Raw genomic sequence first — 13,576 nt, forward strand, 5'->3', positions numbered from 1 at the left:
GATCAGGCTGCCTCTTTCAGCTCTTCGGAACGACCGCCCGAGGTGGTGGCGGCCTCCACTTCATCGATCGTCGGGCGATACTCGACGGAAATGCCCTTGCGCCCGTGCTCCACGGCGATCTGGGGGAGGGCGCCGTTCATGTAGGCGATGAGTGCCTGCTTGACGATGATGTAGACGCGGGTCTGCTTCTCGCGGGTGGCCTTCACCTTGTTGGCGAGCGGCGACAGGAAGGCGTAGGAGATGAAGATGCCGGCGAAGGTTCCCACGAGCGCCGATGCGATCAGTCCGCCGAGGATGGTGGGCGATTGGTCGATGGCGCCGAGAGCCTTCACGATTCCGAGAACGGCGGCGACGATGCCGAGAGCGGGGAGCGCCTCCGAGACCGTGTTGATGGAGTAATAGGGCTTGCTCCGGTCGCGCTTCAGGGTGTTGATTTCCTCTTCCATGAGCGCTTCGATCTCATGGGGGCGGGCATTTCCGATGATGATCAGGCGAGCGTAGTCGCAGATGAAGAGCGTGAGATCCTTGTCCTTGAGCACGCTCGGAAACGCCTTGAAGATCTCGGATTCTTCCGGCTGATCGATATGACCTTCGACCTCGTTGCGGGGGCGGTTCTTCAGCTCCCGCATGAGCGCATATAGAAGGCCGAGGATCGAGAGGTAGTGGTCTCTCTTCGGGACAGCCCCGGAGATCGCCTCCCGCGCGGCCCGGCCCGTGTCCTTCACGAGCGCCATCGGGTTGGCGATGATGAAGGTGCCGATCGCGATGCCGCAGATGATGACATATTCCCAAGGCTGCCAGATGACAGCCAAGTGACCGCCCATGGCGACATAGCCGCTGACAAGCGAGCCGATGGCGACGGCCAGTCCGATCAAGACGCCCAAAGCTATGATCCTTCTGAGAATTCCGGTTTGCTGAAGATGTCCTAACTGCGGAGGCTTGCGCGAAGCTGGAAACGGAAGAGCAAGCCTCGTGCAAGGCTGTTCGGCTATCGAAGCGACAAGACAGGCGGCAGCCAGATGCCGCGCAAAAGGCCCGGTCCCGACTGAACGATAGGACCGATGGAAAGCCGGAGTTCTCGATGCAATCTTCGCTTTATGTCGCGTTGTCCGCGCAAGTGGCCATGGAACGGCGCCTCAACACGATTGCGAACAATGTTGCGAACATGAACACGGGCGGGTTCCGCGCCGATGAGGTCAAGTTCGAGGAAATCCTCTCTCTTGCCGCGAAGGAGAACGTCTCCTTCGCCTCCTCGGGACAGAATTTCATATCTCGGCGCACCGGCCCGATGACCAAAACGGACAACCCGCTGGATGTCGCGATTCAGGGCGATGGCTGGTTCGCGTTCCAGGGCCCGAGCGGTCCCATCTACACGCGGGATGGCCGCTTCAAGATGAACGAGAACGGCGATCTTCTGACTGTCGACGGCTATCGGGTCCTCGATGCCGGCGGCGCACCCATCGCACTCGATCCAATGGCGGGATCACCGATCGTCGGACGGGATGGAACGGTCAGCCAGGGCACGAATCAGGTGGGAGCGATTGGCGTCTTCAATCTGCGGAGCGAGAGCAAGCTGACCCGCTTCGGGAATTCGGGCGTCCTGTCGAGTATCCCCGGCGAGGTCGTTCAGGATTTCACCTCGAGCGGGGTCCAGCAGGGCTTCAGTGAAGGATCCAACGTCAATCCGGTCCTGGAAATGACGAAGATGATCGCCGTCCAGCGCAGCTTCGACAGCGCCGCGACGACGATTCAGGAGAGCGAATCGACCTTCATGGATGCCATCCGGTCCCTTGGGCCGAGCTCCTGATGGCAGTGATGAACGCTCTCCAGAAGCTTGAGCAATTCGTCCTGACCGAGACCGCAGTGCAGCGCAGGGTCAGGATCAGCGGCACGATCCGCGAGATCAGTCCGAGTTATTATCGCGTCGCAGGATTGTCCCAGTTCGTGCGGCTCGGCGATCGCGTCGGCTTCTCCGCTCAGGACAGGACCCAGATCGGCGAGGTCGTCCGCATTGACGACGGCGGCATCACGGTCAAACCCTTCAATGGCCGGATCGATGCAGCGATCGGCATGCCTGCCTTCATCGTCGGCGATATGGATCTCAGTCCCGATCCGAGTTGGAAGGGGCGCGTCATCAATGCGCTCGGCGAGCCGCTCGATGGCCTCGGGCCCCTCGTGCCCGGGCATCATTCGGTGTCGAACGATGCTGAGCCGCCTCTGGCGATGACGCGGGCTCGGGTCAAGACGCCGTTGCGAACCGGCGTCAAGGCCATCGATCTGTTCACCCCCATCTGCGAGGGGCAGCGCATCGGAATCTTCGCCGGTTCCGGAGTCGGAAAATCCACCCTCCTGACGATGCTCGCGAAATGCGAAGGCTTCGACACGATCGTCGTCGCGCTGGTCGGAGAGCGCGGCCGGGAGGTGCGCGAGTTCCTGGAAGGTCCGATCCACGCCAACCTGTCCAGATCGGTCATGGTGGTCTCCACCGGCGACGAAAGTCCAATGATGCGCCGCCAGGCCCCGAGAACGGCCGTGACGCTCGCGGAATATTTCCGCGATTGCGGCGATTCGGTGCTGCTGATCGTCGATTCGGTTACGCGCTACGCACATGCCGCCCGAGACGTTGCGCTTGCCGCCGGAGAGCCGGCGGTTGCGCGCGGCTACACGCCCAGCGTCTTCAGCGACCTGCCGCGCCTTCTGGAGCGGGCCGGGCCCGGCGAGGAAGGGCAGGGGTCGATCACCGGCATTTTCTCCGTCCTCATCGACGGCGACGATCATAACGACCCGGTCGCCGACAACATCCGCGGCACCCTCGACGGGCACATCGTTCTGGACCGTTCCATCGCCGACCAGGGTCGCTATCCGGCGATCAACGTCCTCGGATCGATCTCGCGCCTTGCGGACAATGTCTGGTCGCCGGACCAGAAGGAGCTCGTCCGGCGCCTGCGCGGATTGATCGCGCGCTACGAGGACACCAGGGATCTCCGGCTCATGGGGGGCTATCACCCGGGCAACGACCAAGAGCTCGATCAGGCCGTTGTCCTGGTTCCGAAGATCTATGAGGCGCTGCGCCAGGATCCGTCCAGCCCCGTGAGCCGCGATGCGTTCATGGATCTGGCTCAGGCCCTCAAGCAATAGAAATGCCGGCCCCATGGACATCTGGTTCCGGATCGCAACACAGCTTCGCACAAGCGTGGTGATGTTTAGTTCAGCTCGAAACCCTAGGAGTTTCTCATGAGTCTTTATGGCGTTCTTCGTAGCGGCGTTTCTGGCATGAACGCACAATCGAACAAGCTGGGTACCGTCGCCGAGAACATCCAGAACTCGAGCACGACCGGATACAAGCGTGCTTCGACGGAATTCTCGTCCCTGATTCTGCCGTCGAGCGAGGGGAGTTACAATTCCGGCTCGGTCACCAGTAGGGTTCGCTACACGATCGCCGATCAGGGGCCGATCGCCTACACGACCTCGGCATCGGACCTCGCCATCTCAGGAAACGGTTTCTTCGTCGTCACGGACCCGGGCGGATCGCCTTATCTGACCCGCGCCGGCAATTTCGTCAAAGACGGCCGGACCGGCAATCTGGTCAATGCCTACGGCTTCACGCTCATGGGCTACAAGCTGGGCGCGGGGGCGGTCGAGCCCTCCCTCAACAGCCTCGACGGCGTCGTGCCGGTCAATATGTCCTCCTTCGCCATGCAGGCGGCGGGTTCGACGGGCGGAACCTTCAAGGGCAACCTGCCCGATGGTGCCCCGACCGTCGTGCCTCCTGCCGTCAGCAAGCAATCGTCGCTTCAGGTCTACGACAAGGTCGGCAATCCGGTGAAGGTCGACATCACCCTCGCCAAGATAAGCGATACGCAATGGACCATCAGCGTCGCCAACGGCACGAATCCCTTGGATCCGATCACCGGAACGACGACGATGGCTCTCACCTTCGACGCCGACGGCCAGGTGACCGGTACCTCCAGCATGAACTTCAACATTCCCAACGGCGAGCCCTTCACGCTCGACATGGCGGGCATGACGCAGCTCGCCGGCGAGTACAACGTCACCGGCACCTCCAACGGTAATGCTCCGTCCGCGGTGAAGGACGTGGAATTCGCCGCCGACGGCACGGTCTATGCGGTCTATGAGGACGGCACCCGCGTCGGCGCGTACCGCATCCCGCTCGCCACGGTTCCGAGCCCCGACAACCTCGATCCCCGCGCCGGCAACGTCTACGAGACGACGGCCAGCTCCGGCGGTTATCAGGTGGGCTTCCCGGAGATGTCCGGCTTCGGCTCCATCGCATCCGGCGCGCTCGAGGGCTCGAACGTGGATATCGGCACCGAGCTCACCGCCATGATCGAAGCCCAGACGAGCTACACGGCGAACTCGAAGGTGTTCCAGACAGGATCCGAGCTTCTCGACGTGCTGATGAACCTGAAGCGGTAGTCCTGTTCTCTCTTGCTCCGGGGTCCATGATCCATGTCCTTGTCTGTCGCCTATAACACGGCACGCTCGTCGCTGCAGGCGTCGCAATCCCAGATAGCGGTTGTGTCGCGCAACACGTCGGGTGCCTCCGATCCCAACTATTCCCGCAAGCTGGCCGTCCTGACGACCACGGGTGGGTTTGCGCGGGTCACCGTCTTTCGCGCAAGCGATCAGGCTCTTCTGACGAAGATGCTGGAGACAACCTCCACGTCTGCCACCCAGAAGGCCCTGCTCGAGGGGTTGCAGAAGCTGAGCCAGACGATCGGCGATCCGGAACTCGACCAATCCCCTGCGGCGCGGGTCGGCGCGTTGAACAGCGCTTTCCAGCAATATGCCAATGCTCCCGACAGCACCGCGATGGCGCAGGCCTTCATCAAGGCCGCTTCGAACCTGGCCAATTCCCTGAACCAGGCCACGGCTGCGATCCAGGCTGTCCGCCTGGAGACCGATGGAGGCATGGCGGCGTCCGTCGCGCGGATCAACGATCTCCTCACCAAGTTCGAGCAGGTCAATCAGCAGGTCGTGAGCGGCACCGCGCTCGGGGCCGACGTCAGCGATGCCATGGATACGCGGGACGGGCTGATCGCCCAGTTGTCCGAAGAGATGGGCATCACGGTCGTTCCGCGCGCCGGCAACGATATCGCGCTCTATACGGATGGCGGCGTGCCGCTGTTCGACCGGACCGCGCGACCGGTGACGTTCAACCCGACGACGGTGTTCGGGGCGGGGACGACGGGTGGCGACGTCTTCATCGACGGGATTCGCGTGACGGGCGAGGGGGCGCTGATGCCCCTGAATTCCGGCAATCTCGTCGGACTGGCGAAGCTTCGCGACGAGGTGACGGTCGATTACCAGACGCAGCTCGACGAAATCGCCCGCGGCCTGATCGCGGCCTTCGCCGAAAGCGATCAGAGCGGCACTGCGCAACCCGACATGCCGGGAGTGTTCACCTTCGGTGGTGCCACTGGCGTCCCGACCATGCCGGCTTCCGCCGGGCTCGCCGGTCTGATCAAGGTCAGTGACGCCGTCGATCCAACGAAGGGCGGCAAGTTCGAGAATATCCGGGATGGCGGCATCAACGGCGCGGATTATGTCTACAACCCCGCCGGCAGCACGAATGCCGCTTTCTCCAAGCGTCTCTACGCGCTTGCGGATGGGATGACCGCGCAGCGCCCCATCGCCGCGGGACTCGGGTTCGGTCCCACCGCATCGCTGCAGGGGCTGGCTTCTCTCTCCGGAAGCTGGATCGAGAATGCACGCCAGAGCGCCAGCCAGAGCGTCGAATACCAGACGACGCTCCTCGGCCATGCCTCGGAAGCACTTTCGAATGCGACAGACGTCAATATGGATGATGAGACCGCCCTCATGCTGCAGTTGGAGAAATCCTACTCGGCCTCGGCGAAGCTGCTGTCGGTCATCGACCAGATGCTCAAAACTCTTCTCAGCGTCGTAGGCTAAGCCATGAGAACGACTTTCGTCTCCACAATGTCCCTCTGGAACTCGTCTAAGTCGTCGCTGGACAAGCTTCAGACAAACCTGATCAAGGCCAACAAGGAACTCGTCTCCGGTCGCGAAGCCGATGTCGGTCTGAAGCTCGGCTACAAGACGGGAAAGACCCTATCGCTGCGCCAGGACCGAGCCGAGCTGGACGCACTGGCCGACAGCAACGCCTCCGCGCTGCTGCGAATCAAATCCGCAACGACGGGGCTCGGCCAGATCAGGACGAATGCCGACAAGTTCAGGGACGCCTTGATCGCGACCCCGGTCGGCGAGTCGAGCATTGCCACCCTCAAGTACCAGGCTCAGGTCAATCTTACGGGTGCGATATCGTCGCTCAACAGCAGTGTCGGCGACCAGTTCATCTTCGGCGGCCTGAACTCTCAGACGAAGCCGTTGAGTCCATATTTCTCGGATCTCGGACCATCGGCTGCAAAAGCTGCCGTCGATGCCGCGTTCGCTGGGGCGCCGCCGCTCGGTTTCGGCATCGCTCAGGGCGCGGCCGGTGTATCGGCCATCACGCCCGCCCAGATGACGGCTTTCCTGGACGGACCGTTTGCCGATCTCTTCAAGGGAACCAACTGGCAGAACTGGTCGTCCGCTTCGAGCGAGAACGTCCAAAGCCGCATCTCGCCGCAGGAGAAGGTCGAATCCTCCGTCAACGCGAACGATGAGGCGATCCAGAAACTGACCATGGCTTATACCATGATGATCGATCTCGGCATCGACAATCTTAATGACGAGACGCGGGCCGTTCTCGTGAGCAGAGTGGTGGAAATCCTGTCGGCTTCGACGACCGGCCTGACCACGATGCAGTCGAAGCTCGGCGCCGCGCAGGAAAAGATCGAGCAGGCCAACGAACGCCTGAGCCTTCAGAAGGACATACTGGATGAAAAGGTCACTCATCTGGAAGCCGTCGATCCTGCCGAGGCGAAGATCAGGGTCGATCAGCTGATGACGCAGATCCAGACGTCCTATTCGCTCACAGCGCAGCTCAAGGGCCTGAACCTGATCAATTATATCTGATTGTTGGAGTCGACTAATGTACCGTTTCTCTTACGCCGAAGTGATCGAAGACTCCTCAGCGGAATGCCGGCAGCGCGAATTCGAGCTTTTCGAACAGGCGATCAAACTGATGAAGGGCGCTGCGGGAAGGCCAGCCCAGTCGCAGGAAATGATCGAAGCGATCGTATTCGTCCAGCGCCTTTGGACCTTCCTGATCAAGGATCTTGGACATCCGGACAATGGATTGCCCGACAAGCTGAAGGGCCAGCTCATTTCCATCGGCCTCTGGGTCATGCGCGAATCCGACCGTGTGATCAGGGGCGAGCAGAAGAGCCTCGAGGCTCTGATCGATATCAATGCCATGATTCAGGAGGGCCTGAAATGAAAGCTAAAATGCGATTCTCTCTCAAGGCCGGCGAGCGCATCTTCATCAACGGCGCCGTCCTAACGGTCAGCCAGAAGGTCACCCTGAGCCTACTGAACGAGGCGCGGTTTCTCCTCGAGAGCCATGTCCTGCAGCTGTTCGAGGCCACGACGCCCATGCGCCAGCTTTATTTCGTCGTGCAGTCGCTGCTGATCAACCCCCAGGAGGCCGAGAAGGTCATGGGAGCGTTCCAGAAACTGCACGAGTCGCTGCTCCAGTCCGCGACGGACGAGACGATCAAGCAGGCGCTCCTCGGCGCCGGCGAATTGGTGGCGAAGAACAGGATCTTCGATGCGCTCAAGGCTATCAGGATCCTGTTCGAGCCTGAGGTTTCTCAAGCCCCCGTCGCCGCGGAACGGGCGGCCTGATCCAGGAGTATCACCATGAATGTCAACTCTGTCACGAACTCCTATTCCGCCCAGGGCAACGGCACCTCCGGGACATCCTCGACGGCGACTGCAACCTATGAAAACTTCCTGAAGCTTCTAATGGCTCAGATGAAGAACCAGGATCCCACCGAGCCGATGAAATCAACGGAATACATGTCCCAGCTCGCCACCTTCTCGCAGGTGGAGCAGACGGTCAAGACCAACACCAAGCTCGATGCCCTTCTGACATCGGCTGCGCTCACCCAAGTGGATGGTGTCATCGGCCGTACGGTTTCGACCGTCGACGGAACGGTCACCGGCGAGGTGATTTCGGTCGTGATCACGAACGAGGGCGCCGTCGCGAAGCTGAAGGGCGGCGAGGCGCTTCTCCTGGGTCCTGGCGTCGTCGTGAGCTGACCATGAACGAAGTCGATGCCCTTGAACTCGTTCGAGCAGCGATCTGGACCGTCATCATAGCGGCAGGGCCGGCCGTCGCCGCCGCGATGATCATCGGTATCGTCATCGCTCTCATTCAGGCGCTGACCCAGATCCAGGAAGTGACGCTGACGTTCATTCCGAAGATCATCGCGATCCTCGTGGTGGCCCTGGTAACGGGAACCTTCGTCGGATCGCAGATATTTGCATTCACGGAACTGGCCTACGGACGGATTGTCACGGGGTTCTGAGAAGCCCGATCCGCCTGCGGGCGAAGCGCTGCGACCCTCGCGCAAGCTTCATGGTTCATCTGTCGGTCTGAACATTCGTTTGCTGAGCTGACAGGCACATGGACGCAGCTGAAGTCACGACACAGGGCCGCGGCAGGGATCTGGCATTCGCTGGCGCCGTGGTCGGCATCCTTGCCATTCTCTTCCTCCCCATCCCGCCTTTGGCGATCGACATGGGGCTGGCATTCTCGGTCGCCATCTCCGTCCTGATCCTGATGGTGGCGCTCTGGATTCAGAAGCCCCTCGAATTCTCAGCCTTTCCGACGGTCCTTCTGATCGCAACTCTGTTGCGTCTGGCATTGAGCATCGCGTCGACCCGCTTGATCCTATCGGACGGGCACAAGGGAATCGACGCCGCGGGCCACGTGATCAGCGGCTTCTCCCAATTCGTGATGAGCGGTGACTTCGTCATCGGTATCGTGGTCTTCATCATCCTCATCACCGTCAACTTCCTCGTGATCACGAAGGGCGCGACCCGTATTGCCGAGGTGGGCGCAAGGTTCACGCTCGACGCGATCCCCGGCAAGCAGATGGCCATCGATGCCGACCTCTCGGCGGGTCTGATCGACGAGAAGGAGGCGCAGAAGCGGCGGCAGGAGCTGGAGGAGGAAAGCGCCTTCTTCGGCTCCATGGACGGCGCGTCCAAGTTCGTGCGCGGCGAGGCCGTCGCCAGCCTGATCACGATCGCCGTCAACATCTTCGGCGGCATCGTCATCGGCGTGACGCGCCACGGCATGCCGTTGTCGAAGGCGGCCGATGTCTTCGTCCAGCTCTCCGTCGGCGATGGTCTTGTCAGCCAGATCCCGGCGCTCGTCGTGTCTCTCGCGGCTGGTCTTCTGGTCTCCAAAGGCGGTACAAAAGGGCAGGCGCAGCAGGCCGTGCTCGGCCAGCTCGGTGCCTATCCCCGGGCTCTGATGGTGTCCGCCGCCCTGATGTTCGTGTTCGCCATCGTGCCCGGCCTGCCCATGATTCCCTTCCTCGTGCTTGGGTGCTGCATGGGCTTCGTCGCCTATTCCATCCCGAAGCAGCGGGCTGATCAGGCGGCCCAGGCAAAGGCCAAGCTGGCGCAGGAGCAGCAGCAGAACCTTCTCGAATCGCGCGACTCGGTCAAGGAATCCCTCAAGCTGGCGGAAATCGAGCTCTGCCTCGGCAAGCACCTGGCCTCCCATCTTGCGAGCTCGCACGGCGACCTGGCGCACCGGGTGAGCAAGATGCGCAAGAAATTCGCGCAGGATTACGGCTTCGTGCTTCCGGATGTGAAGCTCTCCGACAGCCTCATCATCCCGCCGAAGAGCTATCAGATCAAAATTCATGGAACCGTTGTCGCAGCGCAGGAGGTGCGTCCGGGCGACCTGCTCGTGGTGCTCGGCGACGGCCCGGTTCCGGATGTGCCCGGGGATGAGGTGCGCGAACCTGCCTTCGGCATGAAGGCGATGTGGGTGTCGGACGTCTATGTGAGCGAGATCAAGCGGCAGGGCTTTGCCGCCGTCGACGGAGCCTCGGTGCTGCTCACCCATCTGAGCGAGGTCATCCGCAACAATCTGCCTCAGCTTCTCTCCTACAAGGATGTGCGCAACCTGCTCGATGGGCTCGATTCCGAGTACAAGCGGCTGCTCGACGACATCTGTCCGTCGCAGATCTCGTATTCGGGCCTTCAATCCGTCCTGAAGCTTCTCCTGGCCGAACGGGTCTCCATCCGCAATCTGAGCCTCATCCTCGAGGCCATCGCCGAGATCGCGCCGCATGCACGCCGTGCCGAGCAGCTGGTGGAGCATGTCCGGGTTCGGATCGCGCAGCAGATCTGCGGGGATCTTGCGGAAGGCGGCGCGCTGAATGTGCTTCGCCTCGGCAACAAATGGGACATCGCCTTTCATCAGAGCCTGAAGCGCGATCCCAAAGGCGATGTGGTGGAGTTCGACATCGACCCGCGCCTCGTCGAGCAGTTCGGAGCGGAAGCCTCCGACGCCATCAAGACCCGCATGGGGCAGGTGAAGACCTTTGCCATCGTGACCGCGCCGGATGCTCGGCCCTATGTGCGCATGATCGTCGAGCGCATGTTCTCGTCCCTGCCGGTCCTGTCCCATCTCGAAATCGCCCGCGGCGTCGAAGTCAACTCCCTCGGTACGGTCGCGTGAGCCAGGAGGCGGCCCAGGTTCTTCTGGCGATCTTCCTGATATTCTGCCGGATCGGCGGATGTCTGATGATCGCCCCCGGTTTCTCGAGCAACAGGATCCCTGTTCAAGTTCGCCTGTTCATCGCTCTGACCACCAGCCTCGCCCTGACGCCTGTCCTGTACGAAAAGATTCGCGGCGGCGTCGACTCCCCGGCACCTGCGGTCATCCTCGTCTCTATCGGATCGGAGCTGCTGACGGGGTTCCTGATCGGGCTTCTGGGACGCGTCTACTTCCTGTCCCTCCAGACCATGGTGAACGGCGTCGCCATGGCGCTGGGCCTCGGCGGCATGCCGGGAACGCCGGTGGACGACGCCGAGCCGCTCCCACCCGTAAGTTCCTTCATCATGATGGTTGCGACAGCCGTCCTTTTCCTCTCGGATCTCCATTGGGAGTTCTTTCGCGGGCTCATCGCCTCCTATGACCGGCTGCCGCTCGGCGAGGGCTTGGGTGCCCGGCTTTCCCTGACGCAGCTTGTCGACCAGATCGGCACCGCCTTCGTCCTCGCTCTTCGGATCAGCGCGCCCTTCATTCTCTACTCGGTGGTGGTGAACCTGGCGGTCGGATTGACCAACAAGCTGACGCCGCAGATCCCGGTCTATTTCCTCGCCACGCCCTTCGTCATGATCGGCGGGTTGCTGGTCCTCTACTTCGCCGCGACGGATTATGTCCTCCTGTTCATGGAGGCCTTCTCGACCTGGCTGCGGGATGGGTGAGCGCAGATGAAGCAACGGGTCCGGAAGATCGAGCGTATCCTGAAGGTGCAACAGCATCTCCAGCGTGAGGCGGAGCTGAGGCTGTCCAAGCTCGAGAGAGAGTCGCACGAGATCAGGAACGCGCAGGAAATCCTCATCCACACGATGAACGATCACGAGACCCTGCACGGATTGTTCGTCGATGTCGCGGCCAAACGCCTCCAGGTTCTATCGGCACAGGCCAGCCGCGTCGATACGGCGAAGACGGCTCAGAAGGCAGTGACGTTCGTCAGGGCCATGCAGGCGAAGCGTACGGAAAAGATGCTGTCCGGCCTCAAGGACGATGAGCGCCAGCAGACCGAAAAGAAGGACCTTGTCGCCATCCTCGAGAGTCTTGCAGGCAGGGACGGCACAAGCTTCCCGTAAGCTAGCCGGGTTACAGGTTATTCAAAGTCAAAGTAGCCGAGAGACGCGAGATGGCGATCAGCCCGCCCTCAGATATTGTCAACGACGTCGCCAGGGCGGCGGATCCCGCCCGTTATCAGGCCGCGGCCCAGAAGCTGCTCGACGGGGCTTCCCCCGTCGGTGGCGCGAGCTTCGAGGATGCGGTCAAGGCGGCAGCCGGTCAGCCGCTGATGGCGGCGGGTGCCGATATCTATACGCTGCGCAATTCCCTTCGCAACGATGCCGAATCCATCGAGGCGGCCAAAGCGAAGAAAGCGCACCAGGAATTCGAAGCCTTCGTCCTCCAGACCTTCGTTGAGTCGATGCTGCCGAAGGACGCGGAGAACACCTATGGCAAGGGCAGCGCCGGTTCCATCTGGAAATCGATGATGGCCGAGCAGATCGGCGCGCAGCTGTCGTGGGCGGGCGGGATCGGCATCGCGAAGCATATTCTCGGCGCTCCCAAGGTCAGCGTGACGCCCGATAAGGTTTAGCAGGCACCAGATCGGCCCGCGGTTCGAAAACAGGAAACAGGAACATGTTGATGAAGTCGCTCGACCGCCTTGAAGAAACCCTGGACATGGAAACCGCCGCGCTCATGGCACGGGACCTGTCCCACCTCGATGAGTTCAACCGCCGCAAGAGCCAGTGCCTTCTCGAGATCAGCCGGATCGTGCGGACGGCCGATATCCGGAACCTGGACATCAAGGCAACGAAGCGCCTTCAGGATCTCCAGGTCAAGATCGAAGCCAATCAGGATATCCTGAAGCGCCACATGCACGCGGTGCAGGAAGTGGCAAGCATCATCTCGAACGCGATCCAGCACGCCGAGTCGGACAGCACATACTCCGCCTATTCGGCCAGGACCGGTTACGGCGCATGATGAAGAACGTCATGGCCGGATTCTGGGTCTGTGCCGTCACGCTGGCATCCTGCTATGCGGCGGTGACCTGGATCGTCGGAAGAGCGCCTGCGGAAGAGCAGACGCATTACGAGGGATTGCAGTACAAGAAGCTGCCGGCCATGAACATTCCGATCGTCGCGGAAGGCGCCGTCCAGGGCTATGTGATCGCGAATCTGGTCTTCACAGCTGACGCAAAGACCCTGCGGGAGATATCGGTGCCGCCGGAAGCCTTCATCCAGGACGAGGTCTTCCGCCATGTCTATTCCGACGAGACGCTCGATTTCAAGAAGCTGTCCCGCTACAACGTCAACGGCATGATCGCGAACGTTCGCGAGAAGATCAACAAGCGCCTGGGGGCCGAGATCGTGAAGGAGATCCTGGTCGAGAATTTCAACTTCGTCGATAAGTCGGACATCCGCTCTTAGCGGCCATTGTCCTGTTTGAGAATATTTGAGAGCGGTCGATACCGGGATACATGTTATGAGCTATTGCCTGATCGTCGATGATTCACGAGTCATCCGAAAAATTTCGCGGGAGATCGTCGAGAGCCTCGATTTCCGGGTCGCAGAAGCCGAGAACGGCGAGGCGGGACTTCTGGCGTGCCGGGCCGAGATGCCGGATGTGATCCTGCTTGACTGGAACATGCCCGTGATGGACGGCTATAGCTTTCTCCAGCACTTGCGCGGCATGCCCGACGGCGCAGCTCCGAAGGTGGTATTCTGCACAACCGAGAACGATTTGTCCTTCATCTCGCGCGCCCTCGAAGCCGGCGCCGACGAATACATCATGAAGCCGTTCGACAAAGATATTCTGACCGCAAAATTTCAAGAGCTGGGCGTGCTGCCCGCTTCGCATTCGTTGTGATCG

Annotated in this window: 17 protein-coding genes; 16 read left to right on the forward strand and 1 reads right to left on the reverse strand. The window is 61.3% G+C overall.

Going from position 1 to position 13,576, the window contains the following annotated elements; all coding sequences use genetic code 11:
* Positions 1-2 precede the first annotated feature (2 nt).
* Complete coding sequence (gene motA, locus BB934_RS15630) at positions 3-884, reverse strand: flagellar motor stator protein MotA (RefSeq protein ID WP_099510454.1); 882 nt, start codon at positions 882-884, stop codon at positions 3-5.
* A gap of 197 nt (positions 885-1,081) precedes the next feature.
* Between motA and flgF the strand changes: the two genes are divergently transcribed.
* From flgF to BB934_RS15710, 16 genes are all read left to right on the forward strand, one after another.
* Positions 1,082-1,807, forward strand: coding sequence for a flagellar basal-body rod protein FlgF (flgF, locus tag BB934_RS15635; RefSeq protein WP_099510455.1), 726 nt, complete (start codon positions 1,082-1,084; stop codon positions 1,805-1,807).
* Between the two features lie 8 nt (positions 1,808-1,815).
* Positions 1,816-3,138: a flagellar protein export ATPase FliI gene (gene fliI, locus BB934_RS15640; RefSeq protein ID WP_099512906.1), complete on the forward strand. Its 1,323-nt coding sequence runs from the start codon at positions 1,816-1,818 to the stop codon at positions 3,136-3,138.
* 96 nt (positions 3,139-3,234) lie between these two features.
* On the forward strand, positions 3,235-4,437 hold the full coding sequence (locus tag BB934_RS15645) for a flagellar hook protein FlgE (protein ID WP_099510456.1): 1,203 nt from the start codon (positions 3,235-3,237) through the stop codon (positions 4,435-4,437).
* A 33-nt stretch (positions 4,438-4,470) separates the two neighbouring features.
* Positions 4,471-5,934, forward strand: coding sequence for a flagellar hook-associated protein FlgK (flgK, locus tag BB934_RS15650; protein ID WP_099510457.1), 1,464 nt, complete (start codon positions 4,471-4,473; stop codon positions 5,932-5,934).
* Between the two features lie 3 nt (positions 5,935-5,937).
* The gene (locus tag BB934_RS15655; RefSeq protein ID WP_099510458.1) at positions 5,938-6,999 is read left to right on the forward strand and encodes a flagellar hook-associated family protein; all 1,062 of its coding nucleotides are present in this window, start codon (positions 5,938-5,940) and stop codon (positions 6,997-6,999) included.
* Between the two features lie 16 nt (positions 7,000-7,015).
* A complete protein-coding gene (flaF, locus tag BB934_RS15660) occupies positions 7,016-7,363 on the forward strand; it encodes a flagellar biosynthesis regulator FlaF (protein WP_099510459.1) in 348 nt (115 codons plus the stop codon).
* Positions 7,360-7,770 carry a flagellar biosynthesis repressor FlbT gene (gene flbT, locus BB934_RS15665; RefSeq protein ID WP_237049983.1) on the forward strand — a complete coding sequence of 137 codons (411 nt, stop codon included), beginning with the start codon at positions 7,360-7,362 and terminating at the stop codon, positions 7,768-7,770. Before flaF ends, flbT begins: the two co-directional genes overlap by 4 nt.
* A gap of 15 nt (positions 7,771-7,785) precedes the next feature.
* Positions 7,786-8,187 (forward strand): flagellar hook assembly protein FlgD, encoded by a 402-nt coding sequence (gene flgD, locus BB934_RS15670; protein ID WP_099510461.1) that lies wholly within the window; start codon positions 7,786-7,788, stop codon positions 8,185-8,187.
* 2 nt (positions 8,188-8,189) lie between these two features.
* Positions 8,190-8,456: a flagellar biosynthetic protein FliQ gene (locus tag BB934_RS15675; protein WP_099510462.1), complete on the forward strand. Its 267-nt coding sequence runs from the start codon at positions 8,190-8,192 to the stop codon at positions 8,454-8,456.
* Between the two features lie 98 nt (positions 8,457-8,554).
* Positions 8,555-10,630 (forward strand): flagellar biosynthesis protein FlhA, encoded by a 2,076-nt coding sequence (gene flhA, locus BB934_RS15680; RefSeq protein ID WP_099510463.1) that lies wholly within the window; start codon positions 8,555-8,557, stop codon positions 10,628-10,630.
* A complete protein-coding gene (gene fliR, locus BB934_RS15685; protein ID WP_099510464.1) occupies positions 10,627-11,382 on the forward strand; it encodes a flagellar biosynthesis protein FliR in 756 nt (251 codons plus the stop codon). Before flhA ends, fliR begins: the two co-directional genes overlap by 4 nt.
* Before the next feature lie 6 nt (positions 11,383-11,388).
* Positions 11,389-11,787 (forward strand): hypothetical protein, encoded by a 399-nt coding sequence (locus BB934_RS15690; protein WP_099510465.1) that lies wholly within the window; start codon positions 11,389-11,391, stop codon positions 11,785-11,787.
* 50 nt (positions 11,788-11,837) lie between these two features.
* Positions 11,838-12,299 carry a rod-binding protein gene (locus BB934_RS15695; protein ID WP_099510466.1) on the forward strand — a complete coding sequence of 154 codons (462 nt, stop codon included), beginning with the start codon at positions 11,838-11,840 and terminating at the stop codon, positions 12,297-12,299.
* A gap of 44 nt (positions 12,300-12,343) precedes the next feature.
* Positions 12,344-12,688, forward strand: coding sequence for a magnesium transporter CorA family protein (locus tag BB934_RS15700; protein WP_099510467.1), 345 nt, complete (start codon positions 12,344-12,346; stop codon positions 12,686-12,688).
* Positions 12,685-13,134: a hypothetical protein gene (locus BB934_RS15705; protein WP_237049984.1), complete on the forward strand. Its 450-nt coding sequence runs from the start codon at positions 12,685-12,687 to the stop codon at positions 13,132-13,134. Before BB934_RS15700 ends, BB934_RS15705 begins: the two co-directional genes overlap by 4 nt.
* A gap of 55 nt (positions 13,135-13,189) precedes the next feature.
* Positions 13,190-13,573: a response regulator gene (locus BB934_RS15710; protein WP_099510468.1), complete on the forward strand. Its 384-nt coding sequence runs from the start codon at positions 13,190-13,192 to the stop codon at positions 13,571-13,573.
* Positions 13,574-13,576: the final 3 nt, after the last annotated feature.

Origin of the sequence: Microvirga ossetica (assembly GCF_002741015.1) — a bacterium.
In the GTDB taxonomy this organism is placed as follows: Bacteria; Pseudomonadota; Alphaproteobacteria; order Rhizobiales; family Beijerinckiaceae; genus Microvirga; species Microvirga ossetica.

What these genes read in the sequence shown, in the direction of transcription:
- flgF (WP_099510455.1), top strand. Translation starts at nt 1,082, where the DNA reads ATGCAATCTTCGCTTTATGTCGCGTTGTCCGCGCAAGTGGCCATGGAA.
- fliI (WP_099512906.1), top strand. Translation starts at nt 1,816, where the DNA reads ATGAACGCTCTCCAGAAGCTTGAGCAATTCGTCCTGACCGAGACCGCA.
- BB934_RS15645 (WP_099510456.1), top strand. Translation starts at nt 3,235, where the DNA reads ATGAGTCTTTATGGCGTTCTTCGTAGCGGCGTTTCTGGCATGAACGCA.
- flgK (WP_099510457.1), top strand. Translation starts at nt 4,471, where the DNA reads ATGTCCTTGTCTGTCGCCTATAACACGGCACGCTCGTCGCTGCAGGCG.
- BB934_RS15655 (WP_099510458.1), top strand. Translation starts at nt 5,938, where the DNA reads ATGAGAACGACTTTCGTCTCCACAATGTCCCTCTGGAACTCGTCTAAG.
- flaF (WP_099510459.1), top strand. Translation starts at nt 7,016, where the DNA reads ATGTACCGTTTCTCTTACGCCGAAGTGATCGAAGACTCCTCAGCGGAA.
- flbT (WP_237049983.1), top strand. Translation starts at nt 7,360, where the DNA reads ATGAAAGCTAAAATGCGATTCTCTCTCAAGGCCGGCGAGCGCATCTTC.
- flgD (WP_099510461.1), top strand. Translation starts at nt 7,786, where the DNA reads ATGAATGTCAACTCTGTCACGAACTCCTATTCCGCCCAGGGCAACGGC.
- BB934_RS15675 (WP_099510462.1), top strand. Translation starts at nt 8,190, where the DNA reads ATGAACGAAGTCGATGCCCTTGAACTCGTTCGAGCAGCGATCTGGACC.
- flhA (WP_099510463.1), top strand. Translation starts at nt 8,555, where the DNA reads ATGGACGCAGCTGAAGTCACGACACAGGGCCGCGGCAGGGATCTGGCA.
- BB934_RS15690 (WP_099510465.1), top strand. Translation starts at nt 11,389, where the DNA reads ATGAAGCAACGGGTCCGGAAGATCGAGCGTATCCTGAAGGTGCAACAG.
- BB934_RS15695 (WP_099510466.1), top strand. Translation starts at nt 11,838, where the DNA reads ATGGCGATCAGCCCGCCCTCAGATATTGTCAACGACGTCGCCAGGGCG.
- BB934_RS15700 (WP_099510467.1), top strand. Translation starts at nt 12,344, where the DNA reads ATGTTGATGAAGTCGCTCGACCGCCTTGAAGAAACCCTGGACATGGAA.
- BB934_RS15705 (WP_237049984.1), top strand. Translation starts at nt 12,685, where the DNA reads ATGATGAAGAACGTCATGGCCGGATTCTGGGTCTGTGCCGTCACGCTG.
- BB934_RS15710 (WP_099510468.1), top strand. Translation starts at nt 13,190, where the DNA reads ATGAGCTATTGCCTGATCGTCGATGATTCACGAGTCATCCGAAAAATT.